The organism is Streptomyces glaucosporus (assembly GCF_039533345.1).
Taxonomy (GTDB): domain Bacteria; phylum Actinomycetota; class Actinomycetes; order Streptomycetales; family Streptomycetaceae; genus Streptomyces; species Streptomyces glaucosporus.
Map to the genome: position 1 here is coordinate 23,478 of NZ_BAAATJ010000005.1, position 18,757 is coordinate 42,234.

At 75.7% G+C, this 18,757-nt stretch carries 18 protein-coding genes and 1 pseudogene; 15 read left to right on the forward strand and 4 right to left on the reverse strand.

What is annotated here, in order from left to right; all coding sequences use genetic code 11:
* Position 1 precedes the first annotated feature (1 nt).
* The 8 genes and pseudogenes from ABD358_RS07890 (at position 2) to ABD358_RS07925 (ending at position 6,839) form a co-directional block, all read left to right on the forward strand.
* On the forward strand, positions 2-1,714 hold the full coding sequence (locus tag ABD358_RS07890; protein WP_344630143.1) for an enoyl-CoA hydratase-related protein: 1,713 nt from the start codon (positions 2-4) through the stop codon (positions 1,712-1,714).
* Between the two features lie 488 nt (positions 1,715-2,202).
* Positions 2,203-2,547 (forward strand): annotated as a pseudogene (locus ABD358_RS07895) (nickel-dependent hydrogenase large subunit); the annotation flags it as partial.
* A 532-nt stretch (positions 2,548-3,079) separates the two neighbouring features.
* Positions 3,080-3,808: a DUF5947 family protein gene (locus ABD358_RS07900; RefSeq protein WP_344630144.1), complete on the forward strand. Its 729-nt coding sequence runs from the start codon at positions 3,080-3,082 to the stop codon at positions 3,806-3,808.
* Positions 3,805-4,014: a hypothetical protein gene (locus ABD358_RS07905; RefSeq protein ID WP_344630145.1), complete on the forward strand. Its 210-nt coding sequence runs from the start codon at positions 3,805-3,807 to the stop codon at positions 4,012-4,014. The genes ABD358_RS07900 and ABD358_RS07905 overlap by 4 nt, the downstream gene beginning before the upstream one ends.
* Positions 4,011-4,730, forward strand: coding sequence for a DUF6084 family protein (locus ABD358_RS07910; protein ID WP_344630146.1), 720 nt, complete (start codon positions 4,011-4,013; stop codon positions 4,728-4,730). The genes ABD358_RS07905 and ABD358_RS07910 overlap by 4 nt, the downstream gene beginning before the upstream one ends.
* A gap of 15 nt (positions 4,731-4,745) precedes the next feature.
* A complete protein-coding gene (locus tag ABD358_RS07915; RefSeq protein WP_344630147.1) occupies positions 4,746-5,921 on the forward strand; it encodes a hypothetical protein in 1,176 nt (391 codons plus the stop codon).
* Between the two features lie 295 nt (positions 5,922-6,216).
* Positions 6,217-6,711, forward strand: coding sequence for a hydrogenase maturation protease (locus ABD358_RS07920; RefSeq protein ID WP_344630148.1), 495 nt, complete (start codon positions 6,217-6,219; stop codon positions 6,709-6,711).
* Complete coding sequence (locus tag ABD358_RS07925; RefSeq protein ID WP_344630149.1) at positions 6,708-6,839, forward strand: DUF6893 family small protein; 132 nt, start codon at positions 6,708-6,710, stop codon at positions 6,837-6,839. Before ABD358_RS07920 ends, ABD358_RS07925 begins: the two co-directional genes overlap by 4 nt.
* A gap of 223 nt (positions 6,840-7,062) precedes the next feature.
* Here the strand turns inward: ABD358_RS07925 and ABD358_RS07930 are convergent, their stop codons facing one another.
* The gene (locus ABD358_RS07930; RefSeq protein WP_344630150.1) at positions 7,063-7,554 is read right to left on the reverse strand and encodes a GNAT family N-acetyltransferase; all 492 of its coding nucleotides are present in this window, start codon (positions 7,552-7,554) and stop codon (positions 7,063-7,065) included.
* A gap of 517 nt (positions 7,555-8,071) precedes the next feature.
* Between ABD358_RS07930 and ABD358_RS07935 the strand changes: the two genes are divergently transcribed.
* Together ABD358_RS07935 and ABD358_RS07940 are read left to right on the forward strand one after the other, a co-directional pair.
* On the forward strand, positions 8,072-9,298 hold the full coding sequence (locus ABD358_RS07935; protein ID WP_344630353.1) for a PP2C family protein-serine/threonine phosphatase: 1,227 nt from the start codon (positions 8,072-8,074) through the stop codon (positions 9,296-9,298).
* 73 nt (positions 9,299-9,371) lie between these two features.
* Positions 9,372-10,211, forward strand: a complete 840-nt coding sequence (locus tag ABD358_RS07940; RefSeq protein WP_344630151.1) for an SDR family NAD(P)-dependent oxidoreductase — start codon at positions 9,372-9,374, stop codon at positions 10,209-10,211.
* Between the two features lie 207 nt (positions 10,212-10,418).
* Here the strand turns inward: ABD358_RS07940 and ABD358_RS07945 are convergent, their stop codons facing one another.
* Positions 10,419-11,837 (reverse strand): glycoside hydrolase family 10 protein, encoded by a 1,419-nt coding sequence (locus tag ABD358_RS07945; protein WP_425576269.1) that lies wholly within the window; start codon positions 11,835-11,837, stop codon positions 10,419-10,421.
* A 570-nt stretch (positions 11,838-12,407) separates the two neighbouring features.
* Here ABD358_RS07945 and ABD358_RS07950 point away from each other — a divergent pair.
* The 3 genes from ABD358_RS07950 (at position 12,408) to ABD358_RS07960 (ending at position 14,720) form a co-directional block, all read left to right on the forward strand.
* Positions 12,408-12,911, forward strand: a complete 504-nt coding sequence (locus tag ABD358_RS07950; RefSeq protein ID WP_344630152.1) for a DUF2243 domain-containing protein — start codon at positions 12,408-12,410, stop codon at positions 12,909-12,911.
* On the forward strand, positions 12,908-13,792 hold the full coding sequence (locus ABD358_RS07955) for a cytochrome c oxidase assembly protein (protein WP_344630153.1): 885 nt from the start codon (positions 12,908-12,910) through the stop codon (positions 13,790-13,792). Before ABD358_RS07950 ends, ABD358_RS07955 begins: the two co-directional genes overlap by 4 nt.
* A 307-nt stretch (positions 13,793-14,099) precedes the next feature.
* Entirely contained in the window at positions 14,100-14,720 is a 621-nt protein-coding gene (locus tag ABD358_RS07960; RefSeq protein WP_344630154.1) for an acetoacetate decarboxylase family protein, read from the forward strand.
* Positions 14,721-14,787: 67 nt separating this feature from the next.
* On the opposite strand, the gene ABD358_RS07965 is transcribed toward ABD358_RS07960, so the two are convergent.
* Together ABD358_RS07965 and ABD358_RS07970 are read right to left on the reverse strand one after the other, a co-directional pair.
* Positions 14,788-14,940, reverse strand: coding sequence for a DUF6126 family protein (locus tag ABD358_RS07965; protein ID WP_344630155.1), 153 nt, complete (start codon positions 14,938-14,940; stop codon positions 14,788-14,790).
* A 74-nt stretch (positions 14,941-15,014) separates the two neighbouring features.
* On the reverse strand, positions 15,015-15,635 hold the full coding sequence (locus ABD358_RS07970; RefSeq protein ID WP_344630156.1) for a helix-turn-helix domain-containing protein: 621 nt from the start codon (positions 15,633-15,635) through the stop codon (positions 15,015-15,017).
* 190 nt (positions 15,636-15,825) lie between these two features.
* On the opposite strand from ABD358_RS07970, the gene ABD358_RS07975 reads away from it, so the two are divergent.
* Positions 15,826-17,079 (forward strand): lycopene cyclase family protein, encoded by a 1,254-nt coding sequence (locus ABD358_RS07975; RefSeq protein WP_425576279.1) that lies wholly within the window; start codon positions 15,826-15,828, stop codon positions 17,077-17,079.
* 104 nt (positions 17,080-17,183) lie between these two features.
* A complete protein-coding gene (locus tag ABD358_RS07980; RefSeq protein ID WP_344630157.1) occupies positions 17,184-18,752 on the forward strand; it encodes an FAD-dependent oxidoreductase in 1,569 nt (522 codons plus the stop codon).
* The last annotated feature ends 5 nt before the right edge of the window (positions 18,753-18,757 follow it).

Sequence of the window (18,757 nt, forward strand, 5' to 3'; positions counted from 1 at the left end):
CATGCGGATCCTGCTCGTGGCGAGCGCGTTCAACAGTCTGACCCAGCGGGTCCTGGTGGAGTTGGAGGAGCGCGGCCACGCGGTCTCCGTGGAACTCGTGCCCGGGGACGGCTCCGGGTGGGGGGCCGTGGAGCGGCACGCCCCCGATCTGGTCCTCGTCCCGACGCCGACGGCGGCCGTCCCCCGGAAGGTGTGGTCCGCCCGCACCTGCCTGGTGGTGCACCCCGGGCCGCCCGGCGACCGCGGCCCCTCGTCGCTGGACCGGGCGCTGCAGGACGGCGCCGGGCAGTGGGGGGTGACCGTGTTCCAGGCCGGGGAGGAGCCGGACACGGGTCCCGTCTGGGCGTCGGCCCCCTTCTCCGTGCCGCAGCAGGTCGGCAAGAGCGACCTGTACCGGGGCGAGGTCGCCGACGCCGCCGTGGAGGCGGTGCTGCTGGCCGTCAGACGCTTCGCCTCCGGGGCTTACACCCCCCGGCCGCGGCCGGAGGACGGGCCGGGTCCGCGCCCGTGCCTCGGCCAGGAGGAGCGCCGCATCGACTGGGAGAACGAGCCCACCCGGGTGGTGCTGCGGAAACTGCGGGCCGCCGACTCCCGTCCCGGTGTGCTGGACGAGTTCGCGGGCGGCGAGTGGTACCTGCACGGCGGCCACTACGAGGACCGGCTGCGCGGCCGTCCCGGAGAGGTGCTGGCCACCCGGTGCGGGGCGATCTGCCGGGCGACGACGGACGGCGCGGTGTGGATCCCCCGGCTGCGGCCCCGGCCCCGGCCGGGAGGTCCGGGGACGTTCACGCTGCCCGCCGCCCTGGCCCTCGGCGACCGGCTGCGGGGCGTGCCCGAGGCGCCCGTACCGCTGTGGCTCCCCGCCGGGCGCCTCACCTGGAGCGAGATCCGCTACGAGGAGAGCGGCCCGGTGGGCTTCGTGCGCTTCTCCTTCCCCGGCGGTGCGACGGGCACCGACCGGTGCCGCCGCCTGCTGGACGCCTACCGCTTCGCCTGCTCCCGGCCGACCCAGGTGGTGGTGCTCGGCGCCTGCCGGGACTTCTTCTCCAACGGAATCGACCTGAACCTGATCGAGGCGGCGGACGACCCCGCCGAGGAGGCCTGGGCCAACCTCCACGCCATGGACGACCTGGTGGAGGCGGTCCTCACCACGACCGACCGGCTGGTCGTCTCGGCCCTGGGGGGCAACGCCTCGGCCGGCGGGGCGATGCTGGCGCTGGCGGCGGACGAGGTGTGGTGCAGGACGGGCACGGTGCTCAACCCCCACTACCGGCTCATGGGGCTGTACGGATCGGAGTACTGGACCTACACCCTGCCCCGCCGGGTGGGCGCGGAGGAGGCGGAGCGGCTGACCCGGCAGGCGCTGCCGGTGGGCGCGACCGCCGCCCTGCGCACCGGTCTGGTGGACCGGGTGCTGTCCGTGGCCCCGGAGAACTTCTTCCGCGAGGTCGCCCGGATGGCGGTCGGCCTGGCCGCCGACCCGTCCCTCCAGACGCGGATCGGCGAGAAGAAGGTGGCGCGCGAGCGCGACGAGGCCGTCCGGCCGCTGCGGGACCACCGGGCGACGGAACTGGCGCGGACGCACCGGTGCCTCTTCCGGGCGGGCGAGCCGCACCACGCCCTGCGCTCGGCCTTCGTCCGCGGGGAGGGACCCGCGCGCACGCCGGAGCACCTGACCGAGGCACTCCCCCGGCGGCGAACGTTTGAGTTGTAGGGGTTTGTTGGAAATGTCAGGCTCCGAGGAGCGGCGGCGGCCGGGCGCCGGACGCCGCCGCGCCGCACCGGGGCCCGCCCCTCCGCGGATCCGCAGGCAGGAAGGAAGCCGCCATGAGCACCGACGCACCGGCCCCCAGCGGCGTCGACGAGGTCCACGTCCTCCGGACCTCGGAGGGCATGAGCTGCGACGGCGACACGGTCTCGGTCACCGCGGCGACGCTGCCGAGCCTGGAGGACGTCGTCCTCGGTGCGGTCCCCGGCATCCCCAGGGTCCGTCTGCACAACAAGGTGCCGGCCCACGAGACCGGCGAGGACTCCACCCGCGCCTTCCACCAGGCCGCCGACGGCGAGCTGGGCCCCTTCGTCCTCGTCGTCGAGGGGTCCGTCCCCGACGAGAACATCAACGGGGACGGCTACTGGACGTCGACGGACAACGATCCCCGCACCGGTGAGCCGATCACCCTCGACCAGTGCATCGACCGGCTGGTGCCCGAGGAGGGCATCGGCGTGGGCTTCCACGAGGCGGTGCGCGGCGTGCTCTCCCACCACCCGGTGATCCGCGACAAGAAGATCGCCAACTACCACCCGCACCCGCCGACCCCCTGGAACGCCGGCCCCCGCGACGTCCACGGCACCCCCGGACCGTACGAGGACGCCGTCCAGGGCTGCCCGATCTTCGAGGAGAACGGGCCGGACGACTTCAAGGGCATCGACAGCATGCGCACCGTGCGCAGCTTCGACCCCTGCCTGCCGTGCGGCGTCCACATGCACCTCGGCGGCGGGCGCACCCTCCGGCAGCACCACTCGCCGACCTTCGGCGCGGTCTCCTAGAGAGGAGGGGCCATGCCCTGGGACGACGAGCGCGCCCGCGCGCAGGTGGCCCGGACCGAGGAGCTGCTGTCCGGCCCGGAGTCGCTGCCGGACGGCCCCGCGGCCGCCCTGGCTGCCGAGACCGCCGGGGCCCTGGTGGACCTCTACGGCGACTGCCCGGCCCGGATCGCGGCCCTCCTCGGCGGGGAGCAGGACGGGGACCGCCTCCTGAGGCGCCTCGCGGACGACGAACTCGTCGGCCGCCTCCTGCTGGTCCACGACCTCCATCCCGACCCGCTGGAGACCCGGGTGCGCCACGCCCTGGAGGACGTGCGCGGCCGGAAGGGCCTGGCGCGGGACGGGGTGGAACTGGTGGAGCTGTCGGAGGCGGCGACACGGGTCCGGGTGCGCGGCGGACCCGGCTGCTCCACCTCGCCACGGGCCCTGGAGGAGGCCGTGCGGGAGGCGGTGGCCGTCCCGGCGCGGACGCCCGCGGCGCTCATCCCCGCGGACTCCCTCTTCCGCCGCCCGCGCCCGCCGCCGAGACGGGCGGGTGAGCGCGGTGGCCGCCTCCTTCCCGGCGCCCCGCCTGCGGCGGCTCGCCCGCCGTCCCGCCCGCCCCGGCGGGCGGGACACCGACGGCCCGCGGGAGGAACGCTGCGACCTGTGCCCCGAACCCCTGCCCGCCGACCACCGCCACCTGCTGGACCTCCACGCCGGCGCGGTGTCCTGCGCCTGCCGCGCCTGCTCCCTGCTGTTCGACCGGCGGGAGGCGGGCGGGGCCCACTACCGGCTGCTGCCGCGCCGCAGGGTCCGGCTGGGCGGGAACGCGATCGACGACGCGCTGTGGGCGTCCCTCGGCGTACCGGTGGGCCTGGCGTTCCTCGTCCGCAGCGGGAGGTCCGGCGAGGTCACGGCCTGCTGCCCCGGCCCGCTGGGGCTGCTGCGCTCCCCGGTGGACCCGGACCGCCGGCGGGAGGCGGAGGAGGCCGTCCCCGCCCTGGCGGCACTGGCCGACGACGTCGAGGCGCTGCTCGTCGACCGGTCCCGGGACGCGCGGGAGCACTGGATCGTCCCGCTGGACGACTGCCACCGCCTGGCCGCCGTGGTGCGCACGCACTGGAAGGGGCCGGGCGGCGGGTCCGGGGTCCGGCGGCGCATCGAGGACTTCTTCCGCACACCGGCCGGCGGAGCGCCGGCCGACGGGCCGCCGCCGGGCGGCCTTCCCCACCGAACCGTCCCCCACCGGTTCCCGACCCGGAATCCGAAGGAGGCTCCATGACCGGCATCAGGGCAGGAAAGCCCCGGGTGCGGCCCGACAGGGCCGCCCATGTCAGGGGCATCAGGCAGGGCAACCAGCCGGGCTCCCACCGGAAGTCCGCCGGGCTCCTGCCCGACGACCGCTCCACCGCGCGCCGTTCGGCCGGCATCGACGCCGGGCGCCGCGATCCGATCATGCCCGGCATGCCGAACCTCTCCCCGTCGTGACCGCCCCGCACACCGCGCCGGACGGCGGGCCGGCCCGGCACACCGTCCCGTCGCTCTCCTTCGCCGTCACCGGCGCGCGGCCGGAGCGCTTCGCCGCGGTGCCCACCCTCCGGTTCGACCTGGGCATCACCCGGACCGGCGGCGGCCCCGTCCGCTCGGTCAGCCTGGCGGCCTCGGTCCGGATCGACGTAGCCCGCCGCCGCTACGACGACCGGACGCGGCACGCCCTGGCCGGACTGTTCGGCGCCCCGGAGCGGTGGGGCACCACCCTGCGCCCCCTGGCCTGGACCCGGACCACCGTGGTGGTGCCCCCGTTCACGGACGCCACCGCCGTCACCCTGACCGTGCCGTGTCCCGGCGACGCCGAGCTGGCCGTCACCAAGTACCTGTACGCCGTCCGCGACGGGGAGGTGCCCCTGGACTTCCTCTTCAGCGGCACCGTCTTCTTCCAGGCTCCGGACGGCCGGCTGAGCACGGCCCAGATCTCCTGGGCCGAGGACGCCCGCTACCGGCTGCCCGCCGGGCTGTGGCACGACCTGATCGACCGCTACTACGCGGGCAGCCCCTGGCTGCGGCTGTCCCGGGACACCTACGAACGGCTCGACGCCTACCGGCTCCGTCAGGTGTTCGGCACCTGGGACGACACCGTCGGCAGCCTGCTGGACCGGGCGGAAGACCCCACTCCCGAGCTCTCCGGACCCCTGGAGAACTCCTAAGACCACCGGAGCACCATGGACGAGACGAGACGGGCGGAACGCCGGAAGGCGGCGCGGTGCCCGGACAGGGTCGAGAAGATCGTGCGCACCTGCCTCTACGAGGGCTACCTGCTGTGGCCGTACCGCAGGTCCGCGCTGAAGAACACCAAACGATGGACCTTCGGCGGGATCTTCCCCCGCTCCTGCGCCGCCGCGCTCGGCGAGCCGCACCGGATGCGCACCCAGGTGCTGGTGGACACCGCGGGCCGTCCCGCGGAGACCGCCGGGGTGACGGTGCGCGTGCGGTTCCTGCACGTCGTGGACCGCGGCGTGGTGCGCGAGGGGCCGAACGGCCCCGAGGCCGTCGACGACCTGACCGTGGACGGGCGGCGGTACCCGGCGTGGCAGGAGGCGACCGAGCGGGAGTTCTGCCTCCCCGTGACGCTGGGCTCCGTCCTCTCCCGCCCCGCGCGGACCGCCGTGGACGTTCCGGCGGGCGCCGACCGCGAGCCGATCGAGGACGGCTCGGGGCGCGCCGTCGGCGCCCTGGTGCGCCGGTGGAACGCGCTGCGCGGCACCGTGGAGATCAGCGCCGAGCCCGTCGCGGAGAGCGTGTACCGGCTGTCCGTGGGCATCGTGAACACCACGCCGTGCCCGCTGCCGGGCCCCTCCGCCCTGGGCGCCCGGGAGGAGGCGTGCGCGTACGCCTTCGTCTCCACCCATACGGTGCTGCACTGCTCCGAGGGGCGTTTCGTCTCGCTCATCGATCCGCCGGAGGGCCTGTGGGAGGCCGCCGCGGCCTGCGAGAACCAGGGCACCTGGCCGGTCCTCGTGGACGACGACGACGCCGACGACACCGGCGGCGCTGACAGCGCCGACCGCACCGGCACTGCCGACGCCGCCGACGGGACCGGTTCCGGCGAAGCCGCCGACTGGTCGGGGTCCCGCACGGTGCTCTCCTCCCCCGTCACCCTGTACGACTTCCCCGAGGTGGCCCCGGAGAGCCCCGGGGACCTCTTCGACGGCACGGAGATCGACCGGCTGCTCGTCCTGGGCGTCCTGAGCCTGACGGAGGAGGAGCAGCGGGAGGCGCGGGCCTGCGACCCCCTGGCCCGGGAGATCCTGGACCGCTGCGCACGGCTCGGCCCGGACGAACTCCTCGCGCTGCACGGCACCATCCGCGAGTTCCGGCCGCTCGAGGAGGGGATGTGAACCGCACGGTGACGGTCGGCGGGCTCCCGCTGGGCCAGGGCGACCGCGTACGGCTGAGGCCCCTCCGCGGCGCCGGCGTCCTCGACCTCGCGCTCACCGGGCGCGCCGCCGAGATCGCCGCCGTCGAGGAGGACTTCGAGGGCCGGGTCCACGTCGCGGTCGGCCCGGACGACGATCCCGGGCGCGATCCCGGGGCGAGCGGGCGGATCGGCCACCGCTTCTTCTCCCCCGCAGAGCTGGAGCCGGCCGGGCCGCCCGCCGGCGCCGGCCCGGCCCGGCCCGCGCGCGGATCCTGGTGGCCGGGATCGGCAACGTCTTCCTCGCCGACGACGGTTTCGGGCCGGAGGTGGCCGCCGCGCTGCTGCGGCGGACGCCGCCCGAGGGCGTCCACGTCGCGGACTTCGGCATCCGCGGGATGGACCTGGCGTACCGGCTGCTGGACGGGTACGGCACCGTCCTGCTCGTCGACGCCGCCCCGCACGGCAGGCCGCCCGGCACGCTCTCGGTGATCGAACCGGATCTCGGCGCGTTCGACGCCCACCGGGGCGCTCCCGAGGCGCACGCCATGGATCCGGTCGGAGTTCTGGCTCTGGCGCGGCAGTTGGGCGACGCCCCGCTGCCGCGCGTCCTGGTCGTCGGCTGCGAGCCGCTGGTGCGGATGCGCGGCGACGAGCCGGAGGCGGCCGTCGGGCTGAGCGAACCCGTCCGGCGTGCGGTCGGCGAGGCCGTCGCCCTGGTCGAGTCCCTGGTGGAGGAGCTGCTGGCCGTGGAGGAGGTGGGTTCCCGGTGAGGAACGGCGTCTTCGTCCCCGCGGCCGTGGTGCGTGTCGCCGTGGGCGTCCTGGTCGCCGCCGCGGCCGCGGCGGCGGCGGCCGAGCTGCCGGCGCTGCGGAGGTACCTGAGAATCAGGTCGATGTGACGGCGGGACGGGGTTCCCCGGCCATGTGGGAGGAGCCACCGCGGGGGCGGTCCCGCCGGGGCCCGGCTCAGGGCTCCGGCTCAGGAACCCGGCTCAGGAACCCGGCTCGGAAGCGCCGGCCCTGACGGGGAGTCTTCTCCCGTCAGGGCCGGCTCCCCCGCCCCGCGCGGGCCGGGTGCCGGGCGGGGCGGGCCTCCCCGCCGCGGCGCGCTCCCGGCGGCCGTCAGGCGCCGTGCCCCGAGGACGTCCGCTCCCCCGTCCCCGGCCTCCACACGTACCGGACGTCGGGTTCGCGCTCCTCGTTGAGGCTGCCGTCGGTGTGCTCGACCGCGCGGAAGCCGTGCCGCTCGTAGAACCGCCGGGCCGGTCCGTTGACCTGGAACGTCCACAGCTCCAGCCCGTCCGGGCTCCGCCGTTTGGCCAGGGCGACGAAGCGGTCGCCGAGGCCCCGGCCCCGCCAGGACGGGTCGAGGTAGAGCTGTTCCACCTTCCCGCCGTCGAGCACCATCATCCCGACGACCGCGCCCTCCGCGGTCGCCACCCAGGTCTCCCGGTCCGGCACCACCACGTCCCGGAACCACTCCCTCACCTGCCGGTCGGTGTGGGCCCGGCGCACGCCGGGGAGGGCCGCGGCGAAGGACCGCAGCCACACCCCGGCCACTGCGGACGCGTCCCGGCCGGTCGCACGGCGGATGACGAGATCGTCGGTCTCCATGACGGGGCATCCTCGCAGCCGCGTCTCGCCGTCGCACCCGCAATTCCCCCGCGGGCCGTCGCTCCCTCCCGGTCGGCGTGCTCGCTTCGGGCTCGGCGGCCGTCCCACCGATTTCGGCCGCACGCCGGAGTCCCGCGCGGACGCCCTCGCCCGTGCCGCCGCGGGGGTCCTCACGGGCGGGCGGGGGAATCGGGCCGGGGCCGCCGTCCCCGGCAGGCTTGCACCGCCCCGGGCGGGGTAGACGGGGAGATGCGCCCGGGTGGCCAACAGGTGGAGTCGCAGACCGGCACCCGGCCGCACCCCGTCGGCGGCCGGCGGATTCCCCCGTCCCTCCGGCCGTCGGCGGACCACACGGCACCGGAACGACACACCGTACGGGCGGGCCGTGCGGGTGCCGTGACCCGGCACCGCGCCGCACAGGGCGCGCGGAGCCGCCGGCCGCGCCGGTCCGGTTCCCCGTCGAGCTGCCCGCCGGGAAGGAGCCACTGTGCCGGAGCGGTACCTCCGCAGTCGGCAGATGCTCGCGGGCCTGCTGGCCGACAGCCATCTGATGCCCCTGGAACTCGTGCCGACCGCCGTCGCCGACCACGCGGCGGTCGCGGGGCTCCACGACGTGCGGATCTACCTGGCCGACCTGCAGGAGCGCGTGCTGCGCCTGCTGACCGGATCCGGGCCGGACGCCGGGCAGGGCGCGGACGGCGACGAGGCGGAGCTGAGGATCGAGGGCACCGTACCGGGACGGGCCTACCAGTACGGGCAGGTCCTCCCCGTCTCCGGGGCCGGACCTGAGGGGTACCGCTGGTGGGTGCCGCTGCTGGACGGCACCGAGCGCATGGGCCTGCTGCGCGTCACCACCGCCACCGACGACGACCGCACCCGCGACGACATGCAGCAACTGGCCTCCCTGGTGGCTCTCGTCCTGGCCAGCAAGGCGCCCCTCAGCGACTCCCACTCCCGCCTGGTGCGCACCGCGGAGATGAACCCGGCCGCCGAGATGCAGTGGCACCTGATGCCGTCCAGGACCTACGCCGACGGCCGGGTGGTGATCGGCGCCGCCATGGAACCGGCGTACCGGATCAGCGGCGACGCCTTCGACTACGCGCTCGCCGGTCCCGTGGTGCACCTGTCGGTCTTCGACGCCATGGGGCACGACACCGCCGCCGGTCTCACCGCCAACCTGGCCGTGGCCGCCTCCCGGAACCGCCGCCGCCAGGGCGGCGGCCTCGTCGAGACCGGCGAGGCCGTCGAGGAACTGCTGATCGAGCAGTTCGGCCACACCCGCTACGCCACCGGGGTCCTGGCCGAACTGGACACCCGCACGGGCGTGTTCAGCTGGGTCAACCGCGGCCACCATCCTCCGGTCGTCATCCGCGGCAAGCGCTGGAGCACCCTGCTGCGCTGCCCGCCCGCCCATCCCATGGGCACGGGCCTGGGGCTGAGGAGCACGCTCTGCCGCGAGCAGCTGGAGCCGGGCGACCGCGTCGTGTTCTACACCGACGGCATCGTCGAGGCCCGGGGCCCGGGCGACCGGGAGTTCGGCCTCGCCCGCTTCGTGGACTTCCTCGTCCAGCACCACACCTCCGGCCTGCCGGTGCCCGAGACCCTGCGGCGCGTGGTGGGTTCCGTGCTCGACCACCACGGCGGCCGGCTCCTGGACGACGCCACCGTGCTGCTGTGCGAGTGGCTCGGCCCCCGGCCCGAGGACCACGGCGATGCCGCGGCCCGGGCCGGTCTGAACAGCTGACGGCGCCGGTGCGGCACGGCCCCGGTCCCGGTCCCGGGAGGCGTCCGGGGCACTGCCCGTGCACCATGGGGGCATGGCTTTCGATCCCTCCGCCACGACCGGAACCGCCGTGGTCACCGGTGCCTCCTCCGGCATCGGCGCGGCCTACGCCCGCAGACTCGCCGGACACGGCCTGCGCCTGGTGCTCGTGGCGCGGCGCGCCCGGCGGCTGGAGGACCTGGCCGCCCGGCTGCGCGCCGAGACCCCGGCCGAGGTCGAGACGCTCACCGCGGACCTGGGCCGGGACGAGGACCTGGCCCGGGTGGCCGAACGGGTCGCCGCGCCGGACACGGCCCTGCTGGTGAACAACGCGGGCATCAACGGCTACGGCCCGTTCGCCCGTACCGAGCCGGAACTGCTGGCCCGGGTACTGGCGGTCAACGTGACGGCCCCGACCGTCCTGACCCGGGCGGCCGTGCCGGGAATGCTGGACCGCGGGCGTGGCGCGGTGGTCAACGTGGCGTCGCTGCTGGCCTTCGCCGGCTCGCTGCCGCCCGACCCGCTGCCCCACCGGGCCGTCTACGGCGGCACCAAGGGCTACGTGGTGGCCTTCACCCGGACGCTCGCCGCCGAGCTGACGGGCACACCGGTGGCCGTGCAGGTGCTCTGCCCCGGCCTGACGGCCACCGAGTTCCACCTCACCCGGGGGGCGGAGCCGGTGCCCGGGCACGAGGAGCGGGTGCACGGCGAGGGCGGCATGCCTCCCGAGGACGTGGTGACCGCCTCCCTCGCGGCCCTGCGCTCCGGCGAGGTGGTGTGCGTGCCCGGCCTGGCCGAGCCGGAGGCGCTGGAGCGGCTGCGCGCGGCCGAGCTGGCGATCCGCGAGGGGTCGGGTCCCGGCCTCGCCCCCCGCTACGCCGGCCCGGGGCACTGAGGGGCCGGCGGGCCGGGACGGCCGCCTCGCCGCCCCCGTTGCGGGGCGGTTCCCCGGGCATTCGCACACGGCGTCGCCCTGGCGGACGAACGCCTCTTCCCTCCGTTCCCCCGGCGCGGCGGTGCGGACGCGCCGGTGGCGCGGCGGCCGCGGGCCGCCACGCCACCGGGTGTGGGGGGAGGGTCGGATGTGATCCGGGAGAAGGGGTTACGAGGCGGTGCAGGCGCCCAGGCGCGGGGCGGTCCAGTTGCCGTTGGCCATCACGGTGAAGCCGAAGCTGGTGGAGGACCCGGCCGCCAGGGTGGCGTTGCCGTTCGGCCTCATGGTCATCACGTTGCCGCTGGAGTCCCAGGACGGGGTGCCGTTCCAGGTGCTGGAGATCTTCTGCGGCGGGGTGACGGTGACCGTCACCGACCAGTTGCTGATGGCGCTGCTGCCGGCCTTGACGGTGACCCGTCCGTTGAAGCGGTCGCCCCAGCGGTCGGTCTGCTCGTAGGTGACGGTGCAGGCGGCGGTGCCGCCGCCTCCGGTGCCGCCGCCCGTGCCGCCTCCGGAGGAGGAGCCGCCGAGGGCGGCGAGGACCGCGTCGTAGGCGGGCTTCTTGTTGTAGTTGCCGTCGAACAGCAGCGGGGTGCCGGAGGAGCGCCAGGAGTACTTGTCGGTCACGCCCCAGACGGTGATGCCGGTGCAGCGGGAGACCGCCAGGCAGGCCTGGACCACGCCGCGGTACTGCTCGGCCTGGGAGGTGCCGGAGCCCTCGATGTCCAGCTCGGTGATCTGGACGTCCACCCCGAGGTCGGCGAAGTTCTGCAGGGTGGTGTGGTAGTTGGAGGGGACGGGGTTGCCGCTGTTGAAGTGGGCCTGGAAGCCGACGCAGTCGATGGGCACGCCGCGGGCCTTGAAGTCCTTGACCATGTTGTACACGGCCTGGGTCTTGGCGTGGCTCCAGTTGTCGGTGTTGTAGTCGTTGTAGCAGAGCTTGGCGTCCGGGTCGGCCGCCCGCGCGGTGCGGAAGGCCTCCTCGATGTAGCCGTTGCCCAGGCGCTGCTGGAAGACGGAGTTGCGGCGGGCGCCGCTGGAACCGTCCTCGAACGCCTCGTTGACCACGTCCCAGGAGTGGACCTGACCCTTGTAGCGGCCCATCACCTGGTTGATGTGGTTGTTCATCGCCGAGCGGACCTCGGAGGCGCTGCCCAGGCTGCCGACCCAGCTCGGGAGCTGGGAGTGCCACACCAGGGTGTGGCCCCGCAGCTTCATGCCCTGGCTGCGGGCGTGGTTGGCGATCCGGTCGGCGGTGGAGAAGTTGAACGAGTTGCGGGACGGCTCCAGGGCGTCCCACTTCATCTCGTTCTCGGCCGTGATGGAGTTGAACTCCCGGTTGAGGGTGGTGACGTAGTCCGACTCGCCCAGTCGGTTGGCCGCCACCGCGGTGCCGAAGTAGCGGCCCTTCTCCGCCGCCGCCGCACCGAGGGTGGAGGCGGCGTTGGCCGTGCCGGTCAGCGCCGTGAGGGTGCCGGCCGCGGCCATGGCCACCGTGGCGCCCAGCGCCAGCGCGTTGCGCAGCGCGGACCGCGTGCGCTTCCGCGGCGGTCTGGGCCGCTCGGCGGCGTGGGGGGTGTCGATCATTGCTTTCCCTTCGTCCGTGACCCGCGCGGACAGGGGCGTCCGGCGGGTGGATGTGCCATTCGCGGCTCTGCGGCCTGCCGTCCGGCGTGGGGGTGATGGATGGCAGGTCCATGGCGATCGGCAACGATCGCTATGGAGTATGGGCCCGCCCTGATACGCCGTCAACGCTTCCTTCCGGAAAAATTCCGGAGAACTTTTCCGCCAACTCCCCTTCAAGCCCCTTTGACGGGGGAGCAGATGAGGACAGTCGGCGGATATACGTCACACCGCAAGGTTCATTAACCGTGGAAGTTCCGAATTCTTTCCGGTAAGAAAGGCGCGCTCCCGGGCCGCTCTGCTCATCCCGGTTCACCCCGTGCCCTTCCGGTTTCTCCCGTCTTGCTCAGGTGTCCACTGGTGTCCGTCGGGGCTCCCGGCGTCCGCCGCCCCCTCCCGGCGCGGGTGCCCCGGACGGCCGCCGCCGGCGATTCCGGCCACCCGACCGCCCGGAGCCCCGGATCGTTCCCCTCCGGGATGCGGGTACGCGTACCGGACGCGACACGACCCCTCCCGGAAAGGGCGACAGACACCATGACCGGACCGGCCGGCGAGCGGCCCGCCTCCCCACCGTCCCACCCCCGGCCCCTGCCCCGGCGTTCGGCGGCGGTCTGCGCGCTGATCGGCGCGGCGGTCATGGCCGCCGTCGACGAGATCGTCTTCCACCAGCTCCTGAACTGGCACCACTTCTACGACCGCTCCACCCCCGCGGTCGGCCTGTTCGCCGACGGCCTGCTGCACACCGCCGAACTGCTGGGCCTGATCGCCGGATTCACCCTCTACGCCGACCTGCGCCGGCGCGGCGCCCTCTCCCCCGCCCACGCCCGGGCCGGACTGTTCCTCGGACTGGGCGGCTTCCAGCTCTTCGACGGCATCGTCGACCACAAGGTGCTGCGCCTCCACCAGATCCGCTACGGCGTCGACCTGCTCCCCTACGACCTCGCCTGGAACGCCGCCGGCCTGGCGCTGCTGGGCATCGGCGCGGCCCTGGCCGTGCGGGCGGGACGCGCTCCCCGGCGGGCAGGAGCAGCCGGGTGACCCCGGCGCACGTCCACCCCTCCGGTCCCGGCCCGGCGTCGCTGGCCGCCGCCGCGACCGCGCTGTCGGCGGTCGCCGTCTACCTGCTCGCCGCCGCGCGTCTGCGCCGCCGCGGCGACGCCTGGCCACCCGCACGGGACGTCTGCTTCGCCGCCGGCGGCGCCGCCCTGGCCGCCGCCGCCCTCGTCGCCCCGCCCGGCGGTCCGTTCACCGCCCACATGGCCCGGCACCTGGCCGTCGGCATGGCCGCCCCGCTGCTGCTGGTCCTGGCCCGGCCGCTCACCCTCGCGCTGCGGCTGCTCCGCCCCGGCCCGGTACGGCGCACCCTGCTGGCCGCGGCGCACTCCCGGCCCGCCGGGTGGCTGGTCTGCCCGCCGGTGGCGGCCGTGCTCGACGTGGGCGGTCTGTGGCTGCTGTACCGCACGCCGCTGTGGGCCGCCGTCCACGGCCGGCCCGTGCTGGACGCCGCGGTGCACCTCCATGTCCTGGCCGCGGGGCTGCTGTTCACCTTCGCCGTCTGCCGGCTCGACCCGGTGCGCCGCCGCTGGGGCCTCCTCCCGCGCGGCGCCGCGCTGCTGGGCGCCGGGGCCGCGCACGCCGTGCTCGCCAAGTCCCTCTGGGCCTCGCCCCCGCCCGGCACCGGCTTCGCCCCGGCCGACCTGCGCACCGGCGCCCGGCTGATGTACTACGGCGGCGACCTGGTGGAGATCGCCCTGGCCCTCGTCCTCGCCGTCCAGTGGTACGCCGCCGGCGGGCGCGCCCTCGCCCGCGGCCGGCGTCCTTCGCCCGCCGTCCGGATGAGTGTCCGCGCATCGGGCGGGTACGCGAAGGACACAACCCGTGAGGGAGTCGCACAGCGGTCGGCGGGAGCCGGGCGCTGACAACGCCGGCGGCCGGTGTGTCCGTCCCCCTCATCGATCGGCCGCCGGCTTCTCCCGTCCCGACCGGCCCCCATGAGAGCCGTGACACCACCGACTCCGGCTCTCCTGGACGAGGAGGCCGGGCTCCGGGAGAAGGACACGCGGCCCGGCGGGTTCCGTGCGGGAGGCGGCCGCCGCCGGGCGGCCGCCCCGGGCACGGGCGCCGAAGGCCCGGTCGCCGCACGGGGGCACGGCTCCCACCTCCCTACGAGACCCGGCCCGGCCGGCGCCGCCGCGCCGGGGCCGCGCCAGGAAGGAGCCGTGGAGCATGACCGGTGCCGCCCCGGACGACGGGACGTCCCACCCGCCCGCGCCCTGGAGGTTCCGGGGGCAGCTGTGGGCCGCGGTCTTCCCGGCGCGCCACCGGCCGCCCGTTCCCGCGGACCTGCGTCCGCTGACCGGTTCCCCCGCCCTGGCCGTCGGACTGGTCCGGTACCGGGAGGGAACCCTGCGCTACGACGAGCTGGCGGTCGGGCCCCTGGTGCGGCGCGGCCGGAGGGCCGGACTGCTGATCGACCGCATCTGGGTCAGCGACCCCGCGTCGGTGCGGGGCGGGCGGAGCATCTGGGGCCTGCCCAAGGAGCTCGCCGAGTTCGACTGGACGGACCGCTCGGTGCGGGTGGGCGACCGTGACGGCCTGCTGGCCGAACTCGTCTTCCGGCCGGGCCGGCTCCGGCTGCCGGCGGTTCCGATGCCCCTGCCGGGCTTCTCCGGGTCCGCCGGGCGGCGGCTGTTCGTGCCCGGCCGCATGGTGGGCACCCTCCGCCGGGAGACCCTGGCGGTCGTCTCGTGGTCGGAGCGGCTTCCGCCCCTGGCGGCCACCGTCCCCCTGCTCTCGGCGGCCGTGCGGCCCTTCCGCATGACCGTCCCCGGACCGGTGCGCTGCTGAGGACGCCCGGACGGAACGGCGGGCACCCCGCCCGGACGGCGGACGCCGCCCGCCGTCCGGGCGTCCGTCACTCGGCTCCGCCCAGTTTGAACAGCAGGAAGAGGAAGGCCGCGAAGATGTGGGTCGCCACGAAGTAGACGAAGATCCGGATGACGGCCCCCCGGGGGAACTTCTTCTCCTCGTTCATACGGGACGCGGGACGGGGCTGCTGGTCGGACATGGTGCCGCCTTTCGGGACTGGGTGAATTCGCCGGACTCGGCCGCCGGTTCCGGGGAACGGGACGGTGGCGGGTCTCACGGACCGTGCGGAACCGGTCCGCCGATGCACAGCTCGGCGACGGTGCTGCGCAGCAGCGTGTGAACGAACAGCAGGTCGGCGCCCTCCGGCGCCGCCGCGGAGATCCGGTGCGGGGTGAGCGAGTCGAAGTGCGCGGAGTCACCGGGCCGCAGGACGTGCTCGCCCTCCCCCAGCACCAGCCGCAGCCGTCCGCTCAGCACATGGATCCACTCCTCGCCCGGGTGCACCCGTACCGGGTCGTGCCCGGGCCGCGAGCCGTGCGGCACGTGCACCCGCAGCGCCTGCATCGCCCGGCCCGACCCGCCGGCCTGCCGGTAGGTCCAGCCGTCCGCCGTGACCGCCTCCGTCCGGCCGGCCCGGACGACCGGGTCCCGTTCCGGGGGCGTCTCGCCGAGCAGTTCCGAGACGGTGATCCCGTAGATCCGGGCGAGCGCCAGCAGCGACGGCAGCGAGGGCTGGCGGCCACCGGTCTCCAGGCGCGACAGGTGCGCGGGCGACAGGTCCGCCCGCCGCGCGGCGGCCTCCAGGGTCAGCCCGCTCTGCCGCCGCAGGTCACGGAGCCGGGAGGCGATCTGCGGCGGCAGTCCGCCGCCGGGGTCCTCGGATGGGGAACTCACAGGACGATTGAGCCAGAAACCTGTCTCACAGGCAAAGTTTTTGCCCATGGGACAAAAACCGCTGGGTGTGTCCCGTCCCGCCCCGACCGGAACACCGCGGCGATCCTACGCTCGCCGCCGATCCGGCGGTGTGGGGGCGGGTGTCGCGTGGAACACCCTCCGGGTGACCGATGCGGACGCGGACCCCGGCATGAACGGCATGAACGACAAGGACGGCGCGGACGGCGCGGACATCACCGTGGACATCGCCGTGGTGGGCGCCGGCGCCGCGGGACTGTCCCTGGCGCACCGGCTGGCCGGCACCCCCGGCCCGCACGGCGCCGCCCCCTCCGTGGCGCTCGTCGAGGCCCCCGGCGAGCCCGGCTCGGGAACCCGCACCCCGCCGCGCACCTGGTGCTTCTGGGAGGCCGGCGAGGGCCCCTACGAGCAGGCGGTGCGGGCCTCCTGGGACCGGCTGCGCGTCCGCTGCCCGGACGGCCGCACCGCCGAGGCCCGCCTGGGCCCCCTGCGCTACAAGATGATCCGCTCCCCGGACTTCGCCGAGCTGGTGGAGCGCCGGCTGGCGCGCCTGCCCCGGCTGCACCGGCCGGCCGCGACCGTCGACCGGGTGCTGGACCATCCGGCGGGCGGCGCCGTCGTCCACGGCACGGACGCCTCCGGCTCCCCGGTTCGGGTGCGGGCCCGCTGGGCCTTCGACTCCCGCCCCCCGCGCCGGCTGCCCGCCGCGCGCAGCACCCTGCTCCAGCACTTCCGCGGCTGGTTCGTGCGCTGCGCCGCCGACTCCTTCGACCCGTCGGCCGTGGAGCTGATGGACTTCCGCACCCCGCAGCCGGCGCACGGCCTGTCCTTCGGCTACGTCCTGCCGCTGGGGCGGCGGGAGGCGCTGGTGGAGTACACCGAGTTCTCCGCCGCGCCGCTGCGCCGGGAGGAGTACGAGCGGGCGCTGCGGCACTACACCGCGGAGGTGCTGGGGCTCGGCGGGATGACGGTGCTGGACACCGAGCAGGGCGTCATCCCCATGACGGACGCGGTCTTCCCGCGCCGCGCGGGCCGCTGCGTCTTCCGCATCGGCACGGCGGGCGGGGCCACCCGGCCCGCCACCGGCTACACCTTCGCCGCCGTCCAGCGGCAGAGCGACGCCGTCGCCGACGCCTGGCGGCGCGGACGCGTCCCCGTGCCGCCCCCGGCGCACGCGGCCCGGCACCGGGCGATGGACGCGGTCGTGCTGCGGGCCCTGGCCGCCGGCCGGTTGTCGGGGGCCCGGTTCTTCGGCGAGCTGTTCCTGCGCAACCCCGCCGACCGCCTGCTGCGGTTCCTCGACGGGCGCTCCCGGTGGTGGGAGGAGGTGGCCATCGGGCTGAGCACCCCGGTGCCGCCCATGCTCCGCTCCGCGGTGGAACTGCCCGTGCTGCGGCGGCGTGACGCCGTCCTTCCGCGGCCCTGACGGGCTTATCGTCGCCCTTGTCATCGCCGGGGCCGCCGGGCCGCCGCCGCGCGGTCCCCCGTTCCCTCCGGTCCCCCGCCCCGCCGCCTTCCGGGAGTTCCGCCATGTCCCTGCCCCGCCGCCGGCCGCCGTCCGGCCGTACGTCCGCCCGGCGCGGGCGCGACCGCCGCGCCGTCGTCCTGCGCCCGGCCCCGGGACGGCCCTCGGTGCCGGGGGACGGCGCTCCGCGCGTCGCCGTCGTCGGCGGGGGCATCGCGGGGCTGGCGGCGGCCACGGCGCTGGCCGAGCGGGGCGTCCGGGTGACCGTCCACGAGCGGGAGCCCCGGCTGGGCGGCCGGCTCGCCGGGTGGCCGGTGACACTGGCCGACGGGTCCGCGGTGACGATGAGCCGCGGCTTCCACGCCTTCTTCCGCCAGTACTACAACCTGCGGGGGCTGCTGCGCCGGGTGGACGGCTCCCTGGGGATGCTCTCGCCGCTGCCGGACTACCCGCTGGAGCACGCCGCCGGCGCGCGGGACGGCTTCGCGCGGGTGCCCCGCACCCCGCCGTGGAACGCGCTCGGCTTCGCCCTCCTCAGCCCCACGTTCACCTGGTCCGGGCTGCTGCGCATGGACCCGCGGGCGGCCCTCCCCCTGCTGGACGTGCGGGTGCCGGAAGTGTTCGAACGCCTCGACGGCATCAGCGCCGCGGACTTCCTCGACCGCGTCCGCTTCCCCGCCGCCGCCCGGCACCTGGCGTTCCAGGTGTTCTCCCGCAGCTTCTTCGCCGACCCGGGCGAGCTGTCGGCGGCCGAGCTGGCCCTGATGTTCCACATCTACTTCCTCGGGTCGAGCGAGGGCCTGCTCTTCGACGTGGTGAACGAGCCCTTCCCGGCCGCCCTGTGGGATCCGCTGGAGAAGTACCTGCGCGGCCACGGCGCCGCGTTCCGCACCGGCGCCGCCGTGGAGTCGGTCTCCCCCGTCGCGCCGGGCGCGTACGAGGTGCGGTCGGCGGACGGCGCGGCCGGGCGGTTCGACGCGGTGGTCCTGGCCCTGGACGCCGCCGGCCTGCGGCACGTGGTGGCCGGTTCGCCCGGGCTGGGCGACACCGCCTGGCGGGAGCGGGTGCGGCGGCTGCGCACCGCACCGCCGTTCCTGGTGTCGCGGCTGTGGCTGGACCGGCCGGTCCGTCCGGAGCGGCCGGGTTTCCTGGGCACCGGCGGCTACGGCCCGCTGGACAACGTCAGCGTGCTGGAGCGGTGGGAGGGCGAGGCGGCCCGGTGGGCGCGGCGCACCGGAGGTTCGGTGGTGGAGTTGCACGCGTACGCCGTCCCGCCCGGCGCCGACCGCGCCGCCGTCCGGGAGCGGCTGCTCGCCGAGCTGCGCCGGCTGTGGCCGGAGACCCGCCGGGCGCGGGTGGTGGACGCGGTGCACGAGTGGCGCGCGGACTGCCCGCTGTTCGCCGTGGGCTCCTTCGGCGACCGCCCGCCGGTGCGCACCCCCGACCCGGGGGTGGTGCTCGCCGGGGACTGCGTCCGGGTGGACCTGCCGGTGGCGCTGATGGAACGGGCGGCCACCACCGGCTTCCTGGCGGCGAACGCGCTCCTGGAGCGCTGGGGGGTGCGGGGCCAGACGCTGTGGACGGTCCCCGTGGCGGGACGGTCGGCGGCGCTGAGGACGCTGGCGACGCGGTGAACCGG